25 protein-coding genes are annotated in these 23,994 nt (G+C 40.4%); 11 read left to right on the top strand and 14 right to left on the bottom strand.

Annotated elements, in window-relative coordinates; genetic code table 11:
• Positions 1-3 precede the first annotated feature (3 nt).
• From FSC11_RS07025 to FSC11_RS07010, 4 genes are all read left to right on the top strand, one after another.
• Complete coding sequence (locus tag FSC11_RS07025; RefSeq protein ID WP_004895014.1) at positions 4-453, top strand: MaoC family dehydratase; 450 nt, start codon at positions 4-6, stop codon at positions 451-453.
• Positions 454-605: 152 nt separating this feature from the next.
• On the top strand, positions 606-1,634 hold the full coding sequence (locus FSC11_RS07020; protein WP_163165934.1) for an AraC family transcriptional regulator: 1,029 nt from the start codon (positions 606-608) through the stop codon (positions 1,632-1,634).
• A 72-nt stretch (positions 1,635-1,706) separates the two neighbouring features.
• Positions 1,707-2,081: a glycine cleavage system protein GcvH gene (gene gcvH, locus FSC11_RS07015; RefSeq protein ID WP_004809515.1), complete on the top strand. Its 375-nt coding sequence runs from the start codon at positions 1,707-1,709 to the stop codon at positions 2,079-2,081.
• A gap of 229 nt (positions 2,082-2,310) precedes the next feature.
• Positions 2,311-3,489, top strand: coding sequence for an MFS transporter (locus FSC11_RS07010; RefSeq protein ID WP_163165932.1), 1,179 nt, complete (start codon positions 2,311-2,313; stop codon positions 3,487-3,489).
• A gap of 57 nt (positions 3,490-3,546) precedes the next feature.
• Here FSC11_RS07010 and FSC11_RS07005 read toward each other — a convergent pair whose 3' ends face one another.
• The 5 genes from FSC11_RS07005 to FSC11_RS06985 form a co-directional block, all read right to left on the bottom strand.
• Complete coding sequence (locus FSC11_RS07005; RefSeq protein WP_048881092.1) at positions 3,547-4,752, bottom strand: PilT/PilU family type 4a pilus ATPase; 1,206 nt, start codon at positions 4,750-4,752, stop codon at positions 3,547-3,549.
• A 411-nt stretch (positions 4,753-5,163) separates the two neighbouring features.
• Positions 5,164-6,342 carry a PilT/PilU family type 4a pilus ATPase gene (locus tag FSC11_RS07000; RefSeq protein ID WP_163165930.1) on the bottom strand — a complete coding sequence of 393 codons (1,179 nt, stop codon included), beginning with the start codon at positions 6,340-6,342 and terminating at the stop codon, positions 5,164-5,166.
• 244 nt (positions 6,343-6,586) lie between these two features.
• Positions 6,587-7,636 (bottom strand): 3-deoxy-7-phosphoheptulonate synthase, encoded by a 1,050-nt coding sequence (locus tag FSC11_RS06995; RefSeq protein ID WP_163165928.1) that lies wholly within the window; start codon positions 7,634-7,636, stop codon positions 6,587-6,589.
• A 521-nt stretch (positions 7,637-8,157) separates the two neighbouring features.
• Positions 8,158-8,688, bottom strand: a complete 531-nt coding sequence (locus FSC11_RS06990) for a hypothetical protein (RefSeq protein ID WP_163165926.1) — start codon at positions 8,686-8,688, stop codon at positions 8,158-8,160.
• A 205-nt stretch (positions 8,689-8,893) separates the two neighbouring features.
• A complete protein-coding gene (locus FSC11_RS06985) occupies positions 8,894-10,006 on the bottom strand; it encodes an S-(hydroxymethyl)glutathione dehydrogenase/class III alcohol dehydrogenase (RefSeq protein ID WP_163165924.1) in 1,113 nt (370 codons plus the stop codon).
• A 123-nt stretch (positions 10,007-10,129) separates the two neighbouring features.
• Here FSC11_RS06985 and FSC11_RS06980 point away from each other — a divergent pair, with 123 nt between their 5' ends.
• From FSC11_RS06980 to FSC11_RS06970, 3 genes are all read left to right on the top strand, one after another.
• Positions 10,130-11,686, top strand: coding sequence for a phospholipase D-like domain-containing protein (locus tag FSC11_RS06980; protein ID WP_163165922.1), 1,557 nt, complete (start codon positions 10,130-10,132; stop codon positions 11,684-11,686).
• 186 nt (positions 11,687-11,872) lie between these two features.
• Entirely contained in the window at positions 11,873-12,310 is a 438-nt protein-coding gene (locus FSC11_RS06975; RefSeq protein WP_017401702.1) for a hypothetical protein, read from the top strand.
• Positions 12,311-12,435: 125 nt separating this feature from the next.
• Positions 12,436-12,963 carry a pyridoxamine 5'-phosphate oxidase family protein gene (locus FSC11_RS06970; RefSeq protein WP_171521704.1) on the top strand — a complete coding sequence of 176 codons (528 nt, stop codon included), beginning with the start codon at positions 12,436-12,438 and terminating at the stop codon, positions 12,961-12,963.
• 143 nt (positions 12,964-13,106) lie between these two features.
• Here FSC11_RS06970 and FSC11_RS06965 read toward each other — a convergent pair whose 3' ends face one another.
• The 3 genes from FSC11_RS06965 to FSC11_RS06955 form a co-directional block, all read right to left on the bottom strand.
• Complete coding sequence (locus FSC11_RS06965) at positions 13,107-13,691, bottom strand: uracil-DNA glycosylase family protein (RefSeq protein ID WP_163165918.1); 585 nt, start codon at positions 13,689-13,691, stop codon at positions 13,107-13,109.
• Positions 13,692-13,726: 35 nt separating this feature from the next.
• Positions 13,727-14,437 (bottom strand): SGNH/GDSL hydrolase family protein, encoded by a 711-nt coding sequence (locus FSC11_RS06960; protein ID WP_163165916.1) that lies wholly within the window; start codon positions 14,435-14,437, stop codon positions 13,727-13,729.
• A gap of 314 nt (positions 14,438-14,751) precedes the next feature.
• Positions 14,752-15,813, bottom strand: coding sequence for a fatty acid desaturase (locus FSC11_RS06955; protein WP_008307398.1), 1,062 nt, complete (start codon positions 15,811-15,813; stop codon positions 14,752-14,754).
• Positions 15,814-16,336: 523 nt separating this feature from the next.
• Here FSC11_RS06955 and FSC11_RS06950 point away from each other — a divergent pair.
• Positions 16,337-16,681, top strand: a complete 345-nt coding sequence (locus tag FSC11_RS06950; RefSeq protein ID WP_026056812.1) for a DMT family transporter — start codon at positions 16,337-16,339, stop codon at positions 16,679-16,681.
• A gap of 9 nt (positions 16,682-16,690) precedes the next feature.
• Positions 16,691-17,239: a TetR/AcrR family transcriptional regulator gene (locus tag FSC11_RS06945; protein ID WP_163167734.1), complete on the top strand. Its 549-nt coding sequence runs from the start codon at positions 16,691-16,693 to the stop codon at positions 17,237-17,239.
• 79 nt (positions 17,240-17,318) lie between these two features.
• On the opposite strand, the gene FSC11_RS06940 is transcribed toward FSC11_RS06945, so the two are convergent.
• A complete protein-coding gene (locus FSC11_RS06940) occupies positions 17,319-18,110 on the bottom strand; it encodes a helix-turn-helix domain-containing protein (RefSeq protein WP_163165914.1) in 792 nt (263 codons plus the stop codon).
• Between the two features lie 112 nt (positions 18,111-18,222).
• On the opposite strand from FSC11_RS06940, the gene FSC11_RS16265 reads away from it, so the two are divergent.
• Positions 18,223-18,948, top strand: coding sequence for a thioredoxin domain-containing protein (locus FSC11_RS16265; protein ID WP_227591014.1), 726 nt, complete (start codon positions 18,223-18,225; stop codon positions 18,946-18,948).
• Positions 18,949-18,993: 45 nt separating this feature from the next.
• Positions 18,994-19,248, top strand: a complete 255-nt coding sequence (locus FSC11_RS16260; RefSeq protein WP_227591013.1) for a thioredoxin domain-containing protein — start codon at positions 18,994-18,996, stop codon at positions 19,246-19,248.
• A gap of 251 nt (positions 19,249-19,499) precedes the next feature.
• Here FSC11_RS16260 and FSC11_RS06930 read toward each other — a convergent pair whose 3' ends face one another.
• The 5 genes from FSC11_RS06930 to FSC11_RS06910 form a co-directional block, all read right to left on the bottom strand.
• Positions 19,500-19,841 (bottom strand): hypothetical protein, encoded by a 342-nt coding sequence (locus FSC11_RS06930; protein WP_163165912.1) that lies wholly within the window; start codon positions 19,839-19,841, stop codon positions 19,500-19,502.
• A gap of 179 nt (positions 19,842-20,020) precedes the next feature.
• The gene (locus tag FSC11_RS06925; protein WP_163165910.1) at positions 20,021-20,764 is read right to left on the bottom strand and encodes an SDR family oxidoreductase; all 744 of its coding nucleotides are present in this window, start codon (positions 20,762-20,764) and stop codon (positions 20,021-20,023) included.
• A 36-nt stretch (positions 20,765-20,800) separates the two neighbouring features.
• A complete protein-coding gene (locus FSC11_RS06920) occupies positions 20,801-21,499 on the bottom strand; it encodes a histidine phosphatase family protein (protein ID WP_163165908.1) in 699 nt (232 codons plus the stop codon).
• Entirely contained in the window at positions 21,496-22,617 is a 1,122-nt protein-coding gene (locus FSC11_RS06915; RefSeq protein WP_004895055.1) for a phosphotransferase family protein, read from the bottom strand. Before FSC11_RS06915 ends, FSC11_RS06920 begins: the two co-directional genes overlap by 4 nt.
• Before the next feature lie 50 nt (positions 22,618-22,667).
• Complete coding sequence (locus tag FSC11_RS06910) at positions 22,668-23,909, bottom strand: acyl-CoA dehydrogenase family protein (protein WP_163165906.1); 1,242 nt, start codon at positions 23,907-23,909, stop codon at positions 22,668-22,670.
• Positions 23,910-23,994 lie beyond the last annotated feature (85 nt).

Raw genomic sequence — 23,994 nt, 5'->3', positions numbered from 1 at the left:
AACATGTTATACCTGGAAGACCTGCAGATTGGTGATGAATTTAAAAGTCGTTCTTACCGCATGAGTAAGGATGAAATTCTAAAGTTTGCTCATGCCTATGACCCGCAACCGTTTCATGTCGATGCGGAACAGGCCGAACAGCATCCGATCTTCCGGGGTCTAGCCGCCAGTGGCTGGCATACTGCTGCGGTGGTCATGCGTTTATGGACCGAATGTTTCCCGGTTGCTTATGGTTTGATTGGAGCGGATTCGCATGTGCGTTGGCCCTGCCCGACCCGACCTGATGATGAAATCCGGGTGATTGTGACCATCACTGATATTCAACCTTCCAAACGTAAACCTGATCGTGGCATCGTTCGCTATGAAACACAGGCCTTGAACCAGCAAGATCAGGTTCTGTTTAATTCAACCACAAATATTCTGGTATTTAAGCGAGAATTTACAGCAGTTTAGTTTGATTTTTACCCACATTTCAGGCTAATCTGCTTGAAGTGTTTGGGTAAGGCTCAGCATTTTGTCCAACAATTTTAAAGATAAAACTGGCTAGTTCATGCCAATATGGGCACATAAATAGAAAAAATTTGACTGAGTGCAACGGATCGCGCATGAAGATAATTGTTCCACGCCAAGACCAAGGCATCCCGGGTGTTTATGGTCTTTTGCTTCTCGACGTTATCTCCCGCTGGGGCTATAACGATGAGTCGCTATTCAAACCTTTTGGGTTAACCAGCGAACAGCTGGCAGACCCTGAGTTCCGAATTCCAACTGCCATTGCCAATGATATGGTTAAACACGCACTCAAGCTGACTGGTGAACCGACCTTGGGCTATCACCTCGGCACACAGATGCGTATTTCTATTCATGGCTTTATTGGCTATGCCATCATGACGGCAAACAATATTACCGAAGCTTTGGTGCTGGCCAACCGTTTTATTCAGTTGCGTTTGCCCTTCCTACAACTGTTCTTCTCGACCTTTGGGGTCAAGGCCACAGTACAGCTACAAACTGATATTCAGATGGAACCGCTGCGTACTGAAATTTCAATCGCCCTGATGATCGGTCTGATCAGTATGGCTAAAGCCATTACCGGGATCAGCGATGCAACCGGAGAAATCGATTTCGATTTTAAAAAGCCGGAAGGTTTTGAACGCTTTATGGTGAAATTCCCTACGCATCAGTTTCGTTTTGAACAGCCACATCTGTTACTTAGCTTTGATAAAAACTATCTGATGAATAAACTGGTGCATGCCGACCCAATTGCCAGCCAGATTGCGATTAACCAGTGTGAAGCAGAACTTTCCGCACTGGGTGAACGGCATCGTATTGCCATGCGGGTACGGGATATTTTGACCAATTCAGAACAGCATTATCTTAGTATTGAAGCAGTCGCCGATCGTCTGCATATGTCGGATCGTACCTTGAAACGTCAGCTGGCCGCAGAAGGCACTTCTTTCTCGACACTGGTCGATGAAGTACGTTATCGTCATGCAACTTCCCTGCTTTCACGAACAGACTTCACTCTGGAACAGATTGCCGATGAACTCGGCTATAGTGATGTCGCCAACTTCAGTCGTGCCTTTAAACGCTGGAGTGGTCGCAGTCCAAGCAACTGGCGTAAAGATCCGTATCTATAAGCCTTTTGTTTTGCAGCAAAAGAATGTATAAATCATGTCAAAAATGAACCTAAGCGATTTAAGGAGTTATCAATGAATCATCCTTCAGAATTAAAGTACGCAAGTACACATGAATGGGTACGCATTGAGGGTGATCTTGTGGTGACCGGTATTTCTGACCATGCACAGGATGCTTTAGGTGACCTGGTCTATGTTGAAGCGCCAGATCTTGATTCACACGTGACCGCAGGTCAGCAAGCAGGTGTTGTCGAATCTGTAAAAACTGCGTCAGATATCCATGCGCCTGTTTCTGGTATCGTTGTTGAAATTAACCCGGCACTGGAAGATGATCCGGATTTCATTAATGATGACCCGTATGGCAAAGGCTGGATTTACAAAATCAAGCCAGATAATATCGCAGATGTCGAAAAACTGCTCAGCAATACTGAATATGAAGCAGGGCTTTAATTTAACCTGTTTTAAGAATCAGCCTGCGGGCTGATTTTTTTATACCTGAATTTTTAAGACCTTTTACATATTAAAATGACACCACATTTGTCGTTTTTTATTGTATTATTCACATAATCTCCCATATAGTCTTCGTGACACGCTTCGTTGCTGAATATCGCATTCAGCATGTTCCATAAAAAAATACTAATTTTGGCCTAGCGTCTCACATTAAAATTTCTGGATCATGATGAACGCAACTGTAACGCCGTTGTGGACAAAGTCCTTTTTGCTTTGTCTGGCAAATAATCTGTTTTTGTTTATTTTTTATTTTGCTCAAACTACGATTTTACCGATTTATATTCTTAAAGAACTTGGGGGCAGCGTAACCCAAGCCGGATTAACCCTGACGCTATTCATGGTTTCTGCAATCTTGATCCGCCCATTTAGTGGTTTGATTATTGAAAAACTGGGACAGCGCCGTACTTTAATTATCTCGGCGACGATGTTCTGTTTTATTGCTTTTAGCTATTTATTTATTAGCAATATGACCAATTTATATATTCTGCGTTTAATCCATGGAGTCTGGTTTAGTATCCTCACTACCGTTTGTGTTCCTGTGGTAAACCAGTTTATTCCGGATAGTCGCCGAGGCGAAGGCATGGGCTATTATGCCATGTCGATGAATCTCGGAATTGTACTCGGCCCCCTCATTGGCCTAAGTCTTATTCCTTATTTAAGCTATACCATGGTGACTGCTGTACTGGTAGCCATGATCTTTATCGGTTATATCTTCTGCTTTCTAATTCCGGTGCAAGAAGTCAAACAACCAGACAGTGAAGCTGAAAAAACCAAGTGGGGTTTAAGTGATTTTGTTGAGAGAAAATCCCTGACCATTGCCTTAATGGCCATGATGATATCCTTCTCTTATGCCAGCATCATGTCCTTTATTGCCCCCTTTGCCAGTTCAATTCATCTGATGCAGTACGCAGGCTTATTCTTTGTAGTTTTTGCCATTTCCATGATGAGCCTACGCCCGATTACTGGCAAAATTTATGACCGTAAAGGTCCACAATATGTAATTTATCCTGCGGTTCTTACCTTTAGTCTGGGGCTATTGGTTTTAAGTCAGATTCATACCCTGACTGGATTTATGCTGGCAGCCGTACTGATCGGATTGGGTTTTGGCAGTGCTCAACCTTGCTTGCAAACTCTCGCCATTCAACGTGCTCCCAAGCACCGGATTGGCTATGCCACTTCGACTTTCTACACCTGCTACGACATCGGCATTGCCATTGGTTCATTAGTCGTTGGGATGATGATTACCAGGCAAAGCTTTAGCTTCGCCTTTATTATTTGTGCCGCTCTAACAGCTCTGAGCCTGCTGTATTTTAAATTCGTGGTTCAACGTACAACTGTTATAGCTTAATCCAGTAATAAAAACCGACCTTATTTCATGTCGGTTTTTAGTTTAAACGCCTAAGATTTATGAGCTTTGTTCTGTGCTACTGGCATCTTCATCCGTTTCATTATCCGGCTTTTTCTCTTCCACCATACTAAATGCGGTGGCTGTATTATTCATGGCTGGGTTAGCACGCGTACTTTTCAGTTTGATTTGCAGACGAAGTTCATTGGTCGAATCAGCATTACGCAATGCTTCTTCATAAGAAATTGCACCTTCGTTATAAAGATCAAATAATGCCTGATCAAAAGTCTGCATACCAAGTTCGCGTGATTTACCCATAATTGCTTTTAATTCATGGAAATCACCTTTCAGAATCAGATCCGATACCAATGGTGTATTCAGCATAATTTCGACTGCGGCACGACGCCCCTTGCCATCTTCAGTACGGACCAAACGCTGAGAGACAATCGCTTTCATATTGGAAGACAGATCCATCAATAACTGATTACGGCGTTCCTCCGGGAAGAAGTTAATAATCCGGTCGAGCGTCTGGTTGGCATTGTTGGAATGCAGCGTCCCCAGACAGAGATGCCCTGTTTCGGCAAAGGCAATCGCATGTTCCATGGTTTCCGTATCCCGGATTTCACCAATCAGAATCACATCGGGTGCCTGACGCAAGGTATTTTTTAAGGCATTATGCCAGGAATGGCTATCTACACCGACCTCGCGATGGGTAATCATTGACTTCTTATGTTTATGTACATATTCCACCGGGTCTTCTACGGTGATAATATGGCCTGCTGAGTTTTCATTACGATAATCAATCATCGCAGCAAGTGAAGTCGACTTACCTGAACCTGTACCGCCCACGACGAGTACCAGACCGCGCTTTTCCATAATCACATGCTTGAGTGACTCTGGCAATTTTAACTTCTGGAAATTCGGAATTTCTGCAGTGATGGTCCGGATCACCATACCGACATTGAGCTGCTGCTGGAACACGTTGACACGGAAACGTGAAACGCCCGGTACAGTAATGGCAAAGTTACATTCCAGTTCTGCTTCATATTCTTTACGCTGCTTTTCGTTCATCAGTGCATAGGCAAACAGTTTGGTTTTTTCTGGGGTAAGTTCCTGTTGCCCAAAAGGTTTCATTAATCCCTGATGCTTGATACTCGGAGGAAAGTCTGCGGTAATGAACAGGTCTGAACCACCATATTCAACGACCTTGGTCAGCATATGATGCATAAACTTACGTGCTTCTTCTAATAACTCTGCCGTGAACATATTTTCCTCTGTAATGCACAATGGTATAAATCTTCAAAAAAAGACTCATATCAATATATTTTGATTTTATTGTGCAGCGTTTTTTTAAAAGCCTCAAATACATTTGATTTATAAAGATAATTTTTTCAAATAATTCTGTGACCTGATTCAAGGAAAATAAAAATAAAGGGAAATGATCTTAATGGAATTAAAATCTAATAGTTATAACTACTGATAAATTAGAGTTCAGATTTTAGGAAAGTAAATTGGAAACTCATCGAAATAAATCCGCCCTATACTATTTTTTGAATAAGGAAATTAAATTAAAAGCCTTGGTGGCTAAAGCTTTATGATCTTTAAACCACCGCTGAAAATTTATCATCCAACTCAACTGCATTTGATTGCAGCTTGGTTTCAGCAAAATGCAGTATGTCAGTTTCTGGAAAGTGTAGTTTCCTTGGATTGTTCCAGTATCGTCATTTTACTTCCTTCTTCCTGAAGAGCTGGATTGATGCGACTGCTCTTTAATTTGATCTGCAAACGCATTTCATTACTCGAATCTGCATTACGCAAGGCTTCATCATAAGAAATAACTCCCTGGTTGTACAAATCAAATAATGCCTGATCAAAGGTCTGCATGCCGAGTTCACGCGAACGCGCCATAATAGTTTTCAGCTCGTAAAAATCTCCTTTACGGATAAAATCAGACACCAGCGGCGTATTCAATAAAATTTCAACAGCAGCACGACGACCTTGCCCATCCTCGGTACGGATCAAACGTTGCGAAATCACAGCTTTCATATTGGCGGATAAATCCATTAACAGCTGATTGCGGCGTTCTTCCGGGAAGAAATTAATAATGCGGTCTAAAGCCTGATCGGCATTATTAGAATGCAGGGTGGCCAAACACAGATGAACGGATTCAGCAAAGGCAATCGCATGCTCCATACTTTCGGTATCCCGGATTTCACCAATCACGATCACATCCGGTGCCTGACGCATGGTATTGATCAGCGCGTTATGCCAGGAAACACAATCTACGCCAATTTCACGTTGGGTAATCATGGACTTTTTATGTTGATACACGTATTCCACCGGATCTTCCATGGTAATAATATGTCCTTCAGAATAGGTATTGCGGTGATCAATCATGGCTGCCAGTGTGGTGGATTTACCAACACCTGTCGCACCTACAATCAGAACCAGCCCACGTTTTTCCATAATCACTTGTTGCAAAGAGTTTGGTAGTCCTAATTGCTGAAAGCTTGGAATCTCCGTAGTAATGGTTCTGATTACCATCCCAACATTATGCTGTTGCTGAAAGACATTGACCCGGAAGCGTGATACACCCGGTACACTGATACCGAAATTGCATTCCATCACTGATTCAAATTCCTTGATCTGTCGTTCATTCATTAAAGCATAGGCAAACAAACGGGTTTTATCCGCTGCCAGTTTTTGCTGACCAAAAGGTTTCATCAAGCCCTGCTGTTTGATACTTGGTGGAAAATCTGCGGTAATAAAAAGATCGGAACCTCCATATTCAACCACTTTGGTCAGCATATGGTGCATAAATTTACGTGCTTCATCGAGCAATTCGGGTGTATACATATCCAGGTCCCTCAGATCATGTCCATCGCGCGATATAAAACGGTTTGATGCAGATCCTGAAAAATTATTGTTATTGTGAAATCACTTATTTTTTGATGTATTTATAAATATATTTTTAATGATTATTATTCTGTATGTTCTACATAGTAACGGTGCTGATCGAAACTTTATAAGCAGTCTTCCTCTCAGTAGCATTCACTCATGCCTTTCCCCCAACAGTGTGAGGAAAGGCATGACCGTAAATTTAAGCACTACGCTTTAAACCTTCCAGTCGCAGTGAATCTGTCATATTTAACAACAGTTGTTCGGTTTTTGTCCAGCCCAGACATCCATCTGTAACCGACTGTCCGTAAACCATACCATCTGAAATTTTCTGATTGCCATCAACCAGATGACTTTCCAGCATCACACCGCGAACATTGGTCTGTAGGCGTTCTGCCACGATCTGCTCTAAAACTTCCGGTTGTAACATCGGATTTTTGGAACTGTTGCCATGGCTACAGTCAATCACTAATGCTGGCAATTCCGCTGAATGTTTGGCTTTGATTTTCTCGATTTCAGATAACTGGTAGTTCGGACCACTATTTGATCCACGCAGAATCAGATGGGCTTTTGGATTGCCTTTGGAATTTAAAATACATGGTAAACCCGATTGGCTCATGCCCAGGAACTGATGCGGATGAGAAGCTGACTGAATCGCATCTAAAGCAATCTGAATCGAACCATCAGTGCCATTTTTGAAACCGATGCTGTATGGCATTTGGCTAGAAATTTCGCGGTGGATCTGAGATTCACTGGTACGTGCACCAATCGCACCCCAAGCCAGTAAATCATCGAAGTATGCCGTCGCCATTGGACTAAGGATCTCCGAAGCAATCGGTAAGCCCATACCAATAATGTTCAGGTAAAGTTCGCGGGATTTTTGCAGACCCAGCTGCATATTGGATGAACCATCCAGTACAGGATCGTATAGGAAACCTTTCCAGCCGACTGTGGTACGAGGCTTTTCAATGTAAGCACGCATGACCAGGAAAATCTGATCAGAAATTTGAGCCTGTAACTGTTTTAATTTTTCTGCATATTCAAGTGCGGAGGCTTCATCATGGATGGAGCATGGTCCGGTAATCACCATCAGACGGTGATCTTTACCCTCTAGAATGTTCTGTATGGTTTGTCGCTGTCCGGCAATCTGTTCAGCCAATTGTGGAGACAATGGCAATTGTGCTTTCAATTCTGCCGGCAGGCTTAATAGAGTTTCAGTTTGCTGTTGTTGTGATGTAATAACGCTATTCATGACTTTCATCCTTTGGACTGATCAATACAGTCCGAACTTTTATTTGAGCTTTATGGGTCTATGTGTCTGTGTGCTAAGGTTCATCAACTGGTTAAAGTAGAACCAATAAAAGTTGCTAAAGTATGAATAGTTAAAGTAAGTCATGGCTGTCTCCAAAATTAGTAAATATAACAAGCATAAAAAAACCTGATCAGGGTTGCCGATCAGGTATAAACTGGGTGGGCAACCTTTTACTTGCCCGAACGCATTCAGGCAATCATCTAAACTGCCAGAAATAATAATAAGCGTTTAAGTTTACAGGTTGCTTGAGCATGTTATGTAATTCATAAAAATGTGAATATGAAATTTAAAATACGCGGTATATCAGTATTTGACAAGTAAAAATTGTAAAAAAAATATTTATTAGTGTGGCTATTTTTATTTATCAATCCACCTATTTGTCATAGCTATACCAAAGTTTGACAAGATCTGAAGCTACCTCAGACCTTGTCAAGATTCAGTGACTCATTATTAAAGCAGAATCAACGTGAAACACGGTTCCAGGCATCGCGGATCGCATATTTAGCCTGCTCCCAGTTCAGACGCGACTCGCCTTTTACCTGTTCCCATTTGATTCTTAAATCAGATTCGGCATCTTCAAAACGGGTATTAGCATCATAATGGGCACGGTTTTCATAACCAATCTGATACGCCGTATGATAATCACGATCATAATCCAGATCGCTATAACTTGTACGTGCTTCAGTATAATAAGGCGTATTTAATGAATTTTCACGCCAATATGCTTCTTCTTCGGTTGGGTTTACCACTTCACCTACACCATGACCCGCTAACCCGCCAACCACTGCACCGACTACGCCACCGACAGCAGTTCCAACCGGACCTGCAGCAGAACCAATTGCTGCACCTGCAGCTGCACCGCCTGCAGCACCGACACCTGTACCTACCGGATGCGCACCCGGTTCACCAGTAATTGGATCGGCATTTAAATCATCACGTACTTCTTTCGGAGAATTCTTGATTAAATCACGATCAAAATTATCATTCGACATAGAGCTTATCCTTATTGTTGAAAATGGTTTTCTTAACGCATATCAATATGCTTTCATCACTATAAAGCTCTGAGCCAAAATGACTTTAGAAGGCTTGTGCGGATTCAGTTAAGCTCTGTGAGGGTTTAAGAGGCAAATGTATCCAATTTAAAATAAATAAACATAAAAAAGACCGGTATTTACCGGTCTTTTAAAATTGATCCGCTTAGTTAAAATGAATTACTGTACGGATCGACTTGCCTTCATGCATCAGATCAAATGCTTCGTTAATCTGCTCAAGCGGCATGGTATGGGTTACAAATGGTTCTAGCTGGATATCACCTTTCATAGCCTGTTCAACCATTCCTGGCAATTGTGAACGACCTTTTACGCCACCAAATGCAGTCCCCATCCATTTACGGCCAGTCACGAGCTGGAATGGACGGGTCGAAATTTCTTTACCTGCACCAGCGACACCAATAATGACTGATTGACCCCAGCCACGGTGTGCACATTCCAGTGCAGAACGCATTACGTCGACATTACCGATACATTCAAATGAATGATCTACACCCCAGCCTGTCATTTCCACAATGACTTGCTGAATTGGCTTGTCATAGTCTTTTGGATTTAAAAAGTCGGTTGCACCGAACTGTTTTGCCAGTTCAAATTTGTCAGCATTGGTATCTACTGCAATAATACGGCTGGCTTTGGCTTGACGGGCACCTTGTACTACTGCCAACCCGATACCACCCAGACCGAATACTGCAACCGTATCGCCTTCCTGTACTTTTGCTGTGTTATGTACTGCACCAATACCTGTAGTGACACCACAGCCTAATAAGCAAACGTGTTCATGATTTGCTTCCGGATTGATTTTCGCCAGAGAAACTTCAGCAACCACGGTATATTCAGAGAATGTTGAACAGCCCATGTAATGGTAAATTGGCTCGCCATTATAAGAGAAACGCGTGGTGCCATCCGGCATTACCCCTTTACCCTGAGTCGCACGTACAGCAACACACAGGTTAGTTTTTCCAGATTTACAGAACAGACATTCACCACATTCAGCAGTATATAGAGGAATCACGTGATCACCTGGTTTTAAGCTGGTGACACCTTCACCTACTTCAACCACCACACCTGCACCTTCATGGCCCAGAATTGCCGGGAATACACCTTCGGGATCTTTACCAGATAAAGTGAAGGCATCAGTATGACACACGCCTGTATGGCTAATTTTTACCAGAACTTCGCCAGCTTTCGGTGGTGCGACATCAACTTCAACGATCTGTAATGGCTCGCCTGGACCGAACGCTACCGCTGCACGTGATTTCATTTAAAACTATCCTTTGTTTGCTGATTTAACAGATGACTAACAGTAACCTCTTTCTATTCTGAGATTCAACCATTAACATCCTTAATATGGGAAGAATAAAGCCAAATAATTAATGGAAACTCAATGACTCACCGAACTAAAACACTTTGTATCAGTTTTATTAGCTTATCCATTTTTTTGACAGGCTGTGAGTTAGATCCAAACATATCGACTAAAGCAAAAATTACGCCGGTACAATCCCAGCACTGGATTCAAAAAACCGAAGCCCGGGAAAACGTTCAGGAAGGTTTAACCGCTTATTTGCCGCTATATGACGGTTTTATGAGTATTGCAGCACGGCTACACCTAATCAATCACGCCAAGCATCATCTTGATTTGCAATATTATATCTGGAACGATGATTTTATTGGCAATCTGGTATTGTCCCAGTTGCTCAATGCCGCCGATCGCGGAGTTAAAGTCCGGCTATTAATTGATGACCAGAATGGTACCCAGCTGGATGATAAACTGCTTGCGCTGAGCCAACATCCTAATATCGAAACCAAATTATTTAATCCTTATAAATTTCGTCACTTTCGTGCCCTGGATTATGGGCTGCGTTTAAAGAAAGTGAATCACCGTATGCACAATAAATTGATAATTGCCGATGGCAGTGTGGCTGTCACCGGTGGCCGTAATATCAGCAGTGAATATTTTGAAGCCAGCAATGATTTTCAGTTTACCGATGTCGATATTTTCTTTGCCGGCAATGCGGTCACAGATGCCAACCAGTCTTTTATCGACTTCTGGAATGATACACTGAGTTATGATATCCAGCAGATCTTAGAGGAAAGGTCTAAACCGGATGATTTGGTTGAATTAAGAAAATTATTTGCTCAAACCCGTTTGGATGCCAAGGAGACCCAGCGTCGCGTCAATATTGCCGAGCAACAAATTGCCAAACAATTACAGTCACAACCTGTGCAATGGGCCAGTGCACACTTTGTTGCCGATTCCCCCAGAAAAGCACGTCACACGATAAATGATGAAGACTTCATCTATACCCAGATGTTAGATCTGATGGGTGAACCAAAAAATCAGTTAGACCTGGTGTCTTCCTATTTTGTTCCCACCCAATGGGGAACGGATTATCTGAGCAAGCGTGCCCGAAATGGCTTGAAAATTCGGGTAGTCACTAACTCATTTTTGGCGAATGATGTGCCTGTGGTACATGCCTACTATCAGCAATACCGTAATCAATTGCTCAAAAATGGTATAGAAATCTGGGAATTTAAACCTTATATCGAACGTCGGGAACGTACCTGGTATGAAAAAATGACAGGTAATGTGATTCCAGCTAAAAATAAAAACAGCTCCAGCCTGCATGCCAAGTTTTTCCATGCGGATGGCAAAGTCTTTATCGGCTCTTTTAACTTTGATCCCCGTTCAGCACGCCTGAATACTGAAGTCGGACTGGTGATCGAATCAGAGAAACTTCAAAATGAAATTGCAGCATCGTTAGATAAATATCTGCCACGTATTGCTTATCAACTTAAGCTGAATGATAAAGGGGAAATTATCTGGCTGGACCAACAGAAAGACGGAAAAATTTTAAAATTTACCCATGATCCTGAAACAACCCGATTCCAGCGTTTTATGATGCATTTGGTCACGACTTTTCCGGCTGAATGGGCAATGTGATGACAACCAGATGACAAAATTAAATTTCCACCTCATTTTAGAGATTGTTAATTTTAGGATTAATTGAAAATTGTGCAGGTTTTAGACGTTTATTCGATCAATGCGGTCATGATCTGTACCACAGCTCTAGATTGCCTTAAAATTACACTTTTCCAGTTTTATGCGAAGTTTTTTCGCCACACTCCCATGCAATTTTTTGATTTAAGCCGCCAGTTTAAGTTAAGTGATATCCTCACACCAAACAAAACCCTTCAAGAATTATCCGCTCAGGAATGGTTTCTCGCCAAAATCCGTGTAGAGCATGATTGTATTTCTGATACAGAAGTGATTGAAGGTCAGGTTATCATCCAGTCCAATGAAAATATCCAGATTGAAATGGAATGGCTGATTCAGGATTCTGGCTATGATCTGCAGGTGCTCTTTAAAGGTGTAGAAACTGAAGTCAATGAAGAAACTTTGGTCGTCGTCAAAGGTGCGAAACTGGTTGATGAGCAGCAACAATTACTATCTTCACAAGCTTTGAGTTTATGGATCGATGGCACGCTGTTGCCTTTATTACCGAATATTCGTCGTGAAATTAAATCTCGTTTAAATCTTTGGGATTATGTGGAATATGATGGTTAATATTTAAAGCCATCACTAAAACATTTAAGGGCGATTCAATCGCCTTTTTTATTTTAAAATTTCTATAGAGATGAATGGTAAGTCGTAATGTCTCGGCAATTTTATATATGCTCTATGCTATGTTAATGAAAATAATAAAAAATGAAGATAACCTTATGATGGTAAATATTCAGCCTCAAGATTGGCTTAAGATCCGGAATGTCTTTGCTGATGCCCAGCGTGCTGCCATGCACTGCTCGGTATCTACAATCACCTCTGATGGATTTCCTACAAGCAGTCCCATCGGCACTTTATTTTTACATGAATATAAACCCACAGGCTTTTTCTTTGACCGCTACTGTACCAGCCTGAAACAGAACCTTCCACATAGTTCGAAAGCGTGTATTCAAGCAGTAAATAGTAGCCAGTCATTTTGGCTAAAATCTTTAATGAGCGGTAAATTTAGCAGTTATCCAGGTGTACGTTTATATGCAGAAATCAGTGAACTGCGACCTGCAACTGAAGCTGAACTGGAGCTGGTCCATCGCAGAATAAAACTATTAAGATGGACCAAAGGCAGCCGCCTGATCTGGTCTGACTTTAGCCATGTTCGGGATTTTCAGGCGCATGGTTTTAAATGGGTGGAATATCCACAAATGATGCCGGATACATAGATTTAATACTTACTATTAGTTGGTAATTAACTATAAATATGCATGCATTTTATTTTCTTAATCCCAAAATGAAATATGTGCTTCAATCAAGATAGATTTAACGTAAACAGTATAAGTATCGCATTCACATTTATCGCTAAAGCCTAAATCAGTCCAGCATCTCTAAACAATTCCCGATAGGCTTCCGCCTTTTTCTCCAAAGCCAATGGATAGGCTCGTGATGATGATGGCATTCGATAGAGTTTTAGTTCACGTCCAGCAAAATGTGCTTTACTCGGCTGCCCGATAGCAGGTTTTTCTGTGCCTTCAGGCATAGATAGCATCAGGGTTTCGGTTGCTTTATCGCCTGTGGTCATAATGCTATGACATAAAGGCATCTGAACAAGCAGTTTGTTGAGATCAGTCGGTGTAACAATTTCCAGAAATTTATCTGAAGCATTCCCCTTCAATCGCCGGATCTGGTATGCCGTATCAAAGATCGCGATACCTTTTTCCAGCAAAAATTCCCGAATCAGCATCTCCTGAAAATTCTTATTGGCAAGATCCAGAAAGTAATCTTTATTATGAAAGAAAATTAAACCAAATATCCGCCACATATCATTTTGATAATTTGGATAATAGAAACGCATTTTCCAACGTGTTTCTGGTGGCGGAAAACTGCCCATCATCAGAAGTTTGGAATTTTCCGGTAAAAAAGGTTCTAGAGGATGGGTTTCAATATCCGACATAAAATTCCACTAAATTAGTGTATAAAAATTCTATTCTAAAATTTTTGGCGGATTTTTGTAGCAACTTCCTGTCCCCAAAGCGTATAAACTTCTTTACTCGGGTGAAAACCGTCTTGGGCCATTTCCAGATTGAGTGCCTGATATTGTTTGATATCGTACTCAATCCACTGCATATTGGCTTTCTTGCTGACAAATTTCTCCAGCTCAGAGTTCATGGCTTTGGCATAACGACCAAATAACCAGGCTAATGGATTTGGTAAAGCCGGGAACATGTTCATGGGTGGAACACCGGCCGCGATAATTAACTCAGGACTAAAGCGACTTTCAATCGCCTGATAAAGTTTCTGCTGCTTTTTAATCCACACATCTGCGGGTATCAGCTTGGTAACATCATTTACACCGACTGAAGTCACCACAACATCATAGTGTTCAGCCAGAATTTTTTCTAATACGCGAATGACGTTGGAAGTCGTATCTCCCGTTTTCGCCTGAAGTTTCCAGCGAATCTGATAATCTTGCTGGAGCTGACTTAAGATTGCCCCAGTTAATGCGTCTTCTTGATGATCTACCCCGACACCGGCTGCTGCCGAATCTCCAACAATCAGGATGGATAAAGGTTTCCCCTGCCCAATCAAACCTTCGCGTTCCCCAGCAGGTTCTGGTAATCGTAGCGTTTTTTTCTTGACGCGATTACCTTGGATGACTAGAGCAGGTATTAAGGCAATCGTGGCAGCTTTGAGCAACATAATAGATTAATTTACATAAGGATAGGATGAATTTTACCCCAGTTTATAATTTTCGAGTAACAACTTAATAGTCACTTTTTATGAACATTCACATATTTATATTTCTACCCATTTCTATACCTTGTCGCCTAATAATGGCAATGGTATTTTAAATAAGTATTCGCCATCACTATAAAAAACAATTAATAATCAAAATATTAAAATACAATATCAATATATACCTCTTAAAATTCTTCTTAATATTTCTGTATTAAAAATTAAAGTATAGAAATAAAAAAATCCCGCTTATAGCAGGATTTTACTTCATTATTATTTTACTTAGCTTTAATTTCATTCCAACGGTTTAAACGACGGAATGTTCCAATATCATTAAAGCGCACACCTACTTCTTTCATGACTTTATGTGCGGTCTTGGCAGTCATATGACGGATATAAAATGGCTCTTTTACGACAAAGTGGTGGATCGCATGTGTTGCACCAAAGTTAAAACAGAATAGCTGGAATGGCATCATCCACCATGGGTTCAAGACTTGGGTTTGTTTGATTACATCACGCGGGTCAATATCGCCGTAATAATGCATATTTGAACTGACAAACTGTAAACTAAAAGAACGGATAAAGTTCGGCAGCACCCAGATGACTGCCATTAAATTAACCCATGGCATGGCCTCGATTATGCCTTGTGACCACAGCATTTCATAACCAAACATGGGTACGATCGCATTGGAAATATGAAATACTGCAAATACATAACACAAACCGTAGTAAGCAATACTTAAAGGCAAAAAGCCAAGCAGCTGTGAAATTTGTGCAATTTTACGTTCTTTTTCAGGCTGCTTTTCCAGAAACAGGTGGATCATTTTGAACATCTGAAATGGCCGCAGATAGACTGACATCAACTGGTCACTGATCACTAAAATACGTCGAATCCCCCACGGCATACCATTACTGATACCACGTTCTTCCAGGTCACTTTCAGTTCCTGAATATTTATGATGATGTAGATGCAGGCGACGACGTGCCCACGGACTGATCGTATTCGGACGTGCCAACCAGACCAAAGCCAGCATTAAATGATGTGCCCATGGCATTTTTTTGAAATACATGTAATGGATCAAATCATGTTCCAATTCATGTGTTAAGGATGCAAATATGGCAATCAGTGGAATGGTGATCCATGCAGTCAGATATCCATAATAAAAGGCGAACGCAGATATAATCATGCCTGACCAGGCAAGAGCCAGAATACTCGCACCAATAAAATTTTGATGTTTCAGGATGGGATATCGTGCTCGCAGGTCCTCGCCAGCCTGCATGACGACAGTTCTGACTTTGGCAATCCGCTGCTGACTGGTCATATCCGAGGATGAAGACATATGTACAACCTTTAATTTATGGACGGGTGTACATTAAAGGAAAATACGAAAAATAAAAGTTGATATTTCTGGTTTTAAAAGCAAGATGTTTAGAAAAAAAGCAGTTGTTACAAAATAAATTTTAATTCAATAAAATTGTATTTTATTTAAGCATTCTATTTTTTAAAATTGAGTAAATATACTAATCTTTAAGGAGATATCTATTTTATAAACTATGATTTCAAAGATCAGATAGCCTGCCAAAAGAGTTAAAGCTTTATAATTTCTCACTACTATTGTGAGGCTTCGTTCAAAAAATAAGCGTTTAACATATAGAACAAAAAGTTTTCTACTATAATCCTTTAAGCTATCAGAAAGAATTTAACAATATATTGATATTTAAAGAAAAATATAGAAAATTTCATATAGCATACATAATGTTAATTTTAGAAGGACGGAGAGAACCTTTATAAATATGTTTTACAAAAAACATTATTTGCTTAACATACCTATCGGTTGGTATGTTAAATATGAAGGTGTTGAAATGAATGCTCTTCTTTTAGCCTATGGCTTATTAGGATTGGCTATAATTACAGAAGTCATAGGTAGTACTTTTTTAGTTAAATCAGAAGGTTTCTCAAAACTATTTCCAAGTATTATGGTGGTAGTTTTATTTAGTATAGCTTTCTACCTGTTATCGCAAGTAATCAAGACGATCCCATTAGGCATTGCATATGCAATATGGGGAGGAGTAGGTATTGTTTTAACAGCAATAGTTGGCTACGTTCTATTCAAGCAGACTTTAGATGGTCCAGCATTACTTGGTATTGCTTTGATTGTATCTGGAGTCGCCATTATCAACCTATTCTCTCAATCCACAGGTCATTAAGTGAAAAAAATGCAACAACCTAAGAAACAACCTGAACTTATTCGAAAACGTATTATTGAACAAGCCATTATATTGGCTTCTGAAAATGGTACTCAGGCTGTTTCTATTCAGAATGTTGCAAATGGTGTGGGAGTTACAAAAGGCGGAGTTTTTCATCATTTCGCCAATAAAAATATTTTAGTTGACGCAATGATTTCTGAAATTATCCTGCACCTTGATCAAGCGGTAGAAAGCTTAATTGCAGAAGATGATACAGAATATGGAAAGTTTACCCGCGCATATATACATAGTGCTTTCATGACATGTATAGATGGCTTGGTGTCTCCTTGGACAGCTTTAACTAAAACGATGATCAGTGATCCAACATTCAATAAAAAGTTTGGGATATGGTTTAAAGAAAAATTAAAGCAATATTCAGAGACTGATAATTATATAGAACTGGAGTTTATTCGCTTAGCAACTGATGGTTTATGGCTTCAAACCGTAACAGACATAATCGATGAACAAAACTCATTACATTACAAGGATGAACTCATAAAAAGAACCTATTTAATATAAGGGGGGCTATACAAAATTCAAAATAAATGCAGCAAAAACCACACTTTTAATCTTATTTTTTTGATTTCTTATAAGAGTGTTAGATTGATTCTATATACAGACCTTTCATAATTTCCCAAGTTTGATCATTTGCGGGAATAAAATGATCAATTCTTAAAGAATCTTCTGTAATCCCATTTGGTATTCCAAATGTTGTGAAGGTTGAAAAAAACTTCAAATCATTTTGTTTAGCTTTAATGTGAATTAAGACCAAGGACGGCATTGATGGCATGAGGTATTTAAAATCTTTTGAATAATGATATTTTTTTAAACGTTCAGCTAATGCTAAATTGCTAATCGCTTCTTTCGAAGCTCTATGCCAGATAATACTTTTTACTTCATTTACATTTATAATTTGAGAAGTAAAATGATCGGTTTCAAAAACCAGATCCAATAAATTTGTGGAGTTAGCTTGTAGTTCTGGAAGCTCCATAAAGTCTAATAATGCATCAACACTTTCATTTATTTCTACAATATCCCAATTCCTATTTAACACAAATGCTGGAGCTGGATTCTGATTGTGTAAAATATGATGAAGTGCTTTGCTAATCATATCTTGATCTTGCATCTGAATCACTGGCTTATATCTTGGTGCATATCCTGAGGCTAAAAATATAAGATTGGATTGTTCAATTGGAGCATTCAGGGCACAAAGAATAATATGCAGTGTATTAGCACTGGGTATAACTTTATCAGTTTCTATACAGCTCAAATAGCGTTGAGATATACCTGTCATCATAGACAAATCTAATTGACTTAACTTTTCATTTTTTCGAAGCATACGTAATTGCTGTCCAGCACTTTGATCTAAGGGTAAGACGGTATGCATCATATTGTTCTCATTAAAAAATTGATTTTATGACCTTATTGGTTATTGAGTTAAAATTGCCCTTTTTATAAGTTCATAGCATGAATAGCTATTTTTAGTGAAATGGACTTTTAAAATGAATCCAATAATTTCAAAAATTATCACCCAATTAATTACAAATCCGGTATTACAAAATATTCGTTTCAATCTACACGAAGTAAAACGTAATTTAACTTTTTCTAAAGGTACAGTACATTACTTTTATCAACCTGATGATCCATATAGCCAGTTAAGTGCTTCATTAATTGCGCAATTACAACAGCGTTATAAAGTTCACATTCAGACGTATTTACTTGACCAGCCTTCAAAACAAATTAACCCCGATCAACAACGATTAAATGAATGGGCAAAACGGGATGCGGCTGAGCTGACGAAAAAATTTAATTTAGCACCTGTGCATCAAGTTTCGGCCCCCAATGGAACCACGCTATTGCATCAATTAGGTCACTACTCAGGTGCAATGTTCTATTTTGAGGGAGAATGGTATTGGGGAATTGATCGTTTACATTATCTAGAAAGAAGATTAATGAAAATAAGATTATCAAATGATTCTGATTTAGAACCTTTAATCTCGCCACCCCAACTCATTTTTAAGGAAATACCAGAAAAAAGTATAAAGCCTGTGATTCACTTTTTCTGTTCTTTGCGTAGTCCTTATACTTGGCTTGCCTTGGACCGTATTTTTCAATTGGCTGAACATTATCAAGCAGAATTGAAGCTTCGTTTTGTCCTGCCTATGGTAATGAGAGGATTGCCCGTTCCAATTGAGAAGCGTTTGTATATTTTATTAGACTCAAAATGAGAAGCTAACCGGTTAAATTTACCCTTTGGTTGTGTAGTTGATCCTGTGGGATTAGCAACGAAGCAAGGTTTAGCAGTGTTGCATCATGCGATTCAACAGGGAAAAGGTAATGCTTTTTTACATTCCTTTTTAAAAGGTGTTTTTGCAGATGGAGTTGATGCAGTATCAATGAAAGGACTTCATTTTTTAGCAGATAGAGTAGGTATTTCAGAATTGGAAGTTACTGCATCACTGAATGATGAAAGCTGGAAAATCATAGCTGAAGAAAATCGAAAAGAATTACTAGATAAAGGCTTATAGGGAGTTCCATCATTTTATGTGGAAGGATACTCCGCCTTATGGGGGCAAGATCGGATTTGGATGCTTGAAAGAGATTTAATTCAAAGCCTGTCTATCTAAATATTGCTAAATGCTTAATTCATTTTTAATGAAAATATTTTGAAATCGATTTTAAAACTTAGGGGAAAATAAATCTATTCTCCTCAAGAAAAATCCCCATTTAATATAATAGCGGTTATAGAAAGTGAAATAAGAAATCGTTAAATATATTTTTAACGATGATTTTTTTTAAAGACCAGATCACATTTACCCGGTATCTGTTCACCATTTACATTCATGACAAGAGTCGTACCACGTGCTTTGCTCTTACATGCATTTTGCACAGCGGGAGCGCGCATTGCTTCATAGTCCAAGGCATTTACTTGAGCAGGTTTAAAGCCGATCTGACATGAGCCTTTTATGGTACGACCCTCAATTTTAACCGTAAGCTTTACATGAGGTCCTTTTCCCTCACACAATCGGGTCGTATCCGGATTTTTTCCTTCATCAGATGCTGCTTGAGCATATGACATTGCTGTCAATACCAGAATAATGATAAAAGCTAATTTTTTCATTTGGTTATAAGCCCATATACATATATTCACCAACCCTTAGCTATGCTAAACCATAATGTATAATCATATTTATAAAAAATAATTTCCAGACATTATTTTCTTAATTTTTAAAGTCAAAATGTTTCAATTCCAAAAATAAAAAAGCCCCGTTAGGAGCTTTTTGATCATCCAAACAAGAATTATCCTAGTTTATTCACCAGTTTTAGTGGTAATACTTTCATAGCCAAGCCCAACGGTAACCAAGGCCATTTTGGTACATACGCTTTAACCGGTGCTTTTTCAATTTCAGCAGCCAATAAACGCGAACCCGTTTTTTCGTCTACCTCAAATGGCAGTTTTTTCGCACCTTCATTAATTTCAGTACGAATATAACCCGGGAAAATCGTCGTCACTTTAATAGGTGTATCAATCAGCTCTGCACGAATTCCTTCTGCAAGATGCGCGACTCCTGCCTTACTAGCCCCGTAGGCGGTCAGGTGTTTTGGCATACCACGCATTGCGCTCATGGATGAAATCATGACCAAATGACCTGAGTTTTGCGCACGAAAAATCTCCACTGCAGCTTCACACTGGGCTAAGGCAGAAATAAAATTGGTTTCCACCGTAGCTTTGTTAATAGCAAAGTTGCCTTTTCCAATACGACGACCTTCACCAACGCCAGCATTCACGATAATTCGGTCAATGCTACTAAACTCTTCCTTAAAGGCACGGAATACTTCAAAGACCTGATCATAGTTGGTCACATCCAGGGTTTTGGCAATCACTTTGATCCCGTACTGGTTTTCCAGTTCCTGCTTTAAAGCTTCCAGACGTTCCATACGACGCGCACAGATTGCCAGGTTATAACCTTTTTGTGCAAATTCACGTGCCATACCTGCACCAATTCCGGAACTTGCCCCGGTAATTAGAATTGTTTTAGCCATTTTTTATTCCTTTAAAATCATTTTGTTCCAGATCTTTTAGATCCAGGTGAGTAATTCTGGTTGATTTGCCTTAATAAAATGATGTTCATTCAGACTAAGTAACTGCGGTTCATTACCCACCAAACGCAAAGTCGTCATGCTGGTATTGGCAATGGCCCAGTTTAAGGCAAAAGTTTTGCTCGGACTCAAGCCTAGAATTTTGCCTGCTGCCACCGAGATAACGCCACCTGAAGTAAACACTACAGCATAGCGCGGTCTTTTCTCAGCCAGTTCATCGCATAGATCTTGCAATGCAGATTCAATACGGTTTTTAAAGTCTGGCCAGGATTCTTCATATTCATGGTGATAATCTCCCCCCGTCCAGCGTTCAATTGCCCCTTCAAAGATTTTGCTTAAATACGCTCGAGGATTGGCATGTTGTGCCACATCTTCTTTTAATAATTCCGGCTGATTAAATCGCGGCTCATACCTAGCAAAGACTTGAGTATGATTAAACTCATTCCAGGCAGGATTAGTAATCAATTCACTTTCAGGAAAACATTCATCCAGACACAATTGCGCTGTTTGCTGATGACGTTGCATTGATCCAGCCATCACCACAGGTGCTTCTTTAAGAATAGAATCGAAATAACGTCCAAGTAACTTGGCTTGCAGTTCACCGTTGGGAGAAAGCTGATCATAGCTTTCTGCTCCAAAAGATGCCTGGCCATGTCGAATCAGGTAAATGGTGGTCATTTTGGCATTAACTCTTTAAATTTGTTCATATACTTCTGGGCAAGATCATTGGCTTCGATCTTTTGTTTGCCAATCAGCTTTAAGGCACGGATATGCAATGCATGAATCACCACCCAAAAATCTTTAAACGCCGGATTATTGGTCTGCTTATGGTAGTAACGATAATAAATCTGCTGGGCAATCACCGCTAAACGGAAAATGCCAAATACTTCATAGAAGGTCCAATTTTCTGGCTGTAATCCAGTTTTTTCCAGGTAGTAATCTACAACCTCTTTACGGGTAAACATCCCTTTTAGATTGGTCGGCTGACGGCGGGTTGCCTTAAAAATTGCATTGTCAGTCTCTTCCACCCAATAGGCCAAGGCAGAACCCAAGTCCATCAGTGGATCACCTAGAGTCGCCATTTCCCAGTCCAGTACCCCAATCACCTGTGTTGGATTGTCAGGATCCAGAATAACATTATCAAAACGCCAGTCATTGTGAATCACACAGGTTTTAGAATCGGCAGGAATATTATCTTTTAGCCAGTTACGTACATATTTAAATGAAGGTACGTTAATCGTTTTAGCTTTGTCATAACGGCTATCCCAACCTTCTACCTGACGTCGGCAGTAACCCTCACCTTTGCCTAACTTTTCCAGTTCAGTACCATGATAAGGAACCTGATGCAACTCGATCAGTTTATCAATGACATTGACACAGAGTTCGCGTACCTGAGCTTCATTGAAGTCCAGCTCTTTGGGCAAGTTCGCTCGTGGAATAATGCCTTCAATGCGTTTCATCACATAGAAATCACAGCCAATCACTGATTCATCCTGACATAGCAACAACATTTCCGGAACAACTGGATAGTGATCAGCCAGTGCCCGTTGTACATGATATTCACGCGCCATGTCATGTGCAGATTTGGCCTTGGTGCCTTTAGGTGGACGACGCAGAATTAAATCGGCATTGCTATATTTCAGGCGATAAGTCCAGTTCGACGCACCACCAGAATATTGGGTGACTTCAACTGGACCCTCAATATTTTCACCGTGTTCAATCAGCCAGTTTCCTATAGCGCGGACATCCAGTTCTTCACCCTCACGAACTTTTCCACCGACATCAATGACTGCCATAATATTTCCTTAAAATCTTTTTACTATCTAAATATCTTTAAACTTAAGACTTATTTTTTACGACGCGTACTATAACCACGTTTTGCCAACTCTAATTTTGCAATCATGCCCTTATGTACTTCATCCGGGCCATCTGCCAAACGTAGTGCACGTGCCTGGGCAAAGAATCCGGTCAATGGTGTATCACGTGAAACACCAGCGCCACCATGAATCTGGATTGCCATATCCACGACTTTTTCCAGCACACTTGGTGCCACGACTTTAATGGCCGAGATTTCTGTCAAAGCCGCCATGTTCCCTAAAGTATCCATTTTATAGGCAGCATACAAGGTTAATAAGCGCGCCTGATCAATTGCAACCCGTGCTTCTGCGACCCGTTCCAGATTACCACCCAGTTTCAAAATCTCTTTACCAAACGCCGTGCGGCTCATGCCACGATCAATCATCAGTTCCAGAGATTTTTCTGCTGCGCCAACACAACGCATGCAGTGATGAATACGACCTGGGCCTAAACGACCCTGGGCAATTTCAAAGCCCTGACCAGCGCCCCCAATAAAATTGGATACTGGTACCCGTACATTATCAAAACTAACTTCGCCGTGGCCATGTGGAGCATCATAATCACCAAAGACGGGCAACATACGCTCGATTTTCACGCCCGCAGTATCGACTGGAACTAAAACCATGGAATGCTGATGATGACGGTCTTTAGTTTCATCGGGAGTATGTGCCATAAAGATAATGATTTTGGCATTTGGATCACCCAGACCAGATGACCACCATTTACGGCCATTTAATACAATTTCATCACCTTCAATGACCGCCGTTGCCTGCATATTGGTGGCATCACTGGAGGCCACTGCGGGTTCAGTCATACAGAATACCGAGCGGATTTTTCCCTCTAATAACGGCATGAGCCATTGCTGTTTTTGTTGTTCAGATCCATAACGCCATAATACTTCCATATTGCCGCTATCTGGAGCATTACAGTTAAATACCGTTGGTGCAATCAGACTACGTCCAGACAGTTCAGCAATATGCGCATATTCATTGACCGACAATGCTTGACCCAATTCAGCACATGGCAGGAACATATTCCATAACCCTGCTGCTTTGGCTTTGGCTTTTAAATTTTCCAGTTCAGCCGGCCATTGCCATTTGGTCCAGTCACCGCCCTGATTCAGCTCATGCACCTGATGCCAGAAATCTGCCTCAATTGGCTCGATCTCATCTCTAATAAATTTTCTGGTGCGTTCAACGTAGTCCTGTGCACGTGCTGATAGCTCAAACATGGCAACTTTCCTCTGGATATGATTATTCTGCTTTACAAGACCTTAACCTAAAACCTATTATGAATAAAATGATTTTATTCCATAG

This window comes from Acinetobacter schindleri, assembly GCF_010918895.1.
Taxonomy (GTDB): Bacteria; Pseudomonadota; Gammaproteobacteria; order Pseudomonadales; family Moraxellaceae; genus Acinetobacter; species Acinetobacter schindleri.
The sequence above is the reverse complement of the archived record's forward strand: the minus strand, read 5'-3'. Positions and strand labels throughout refer to the sequence as shown.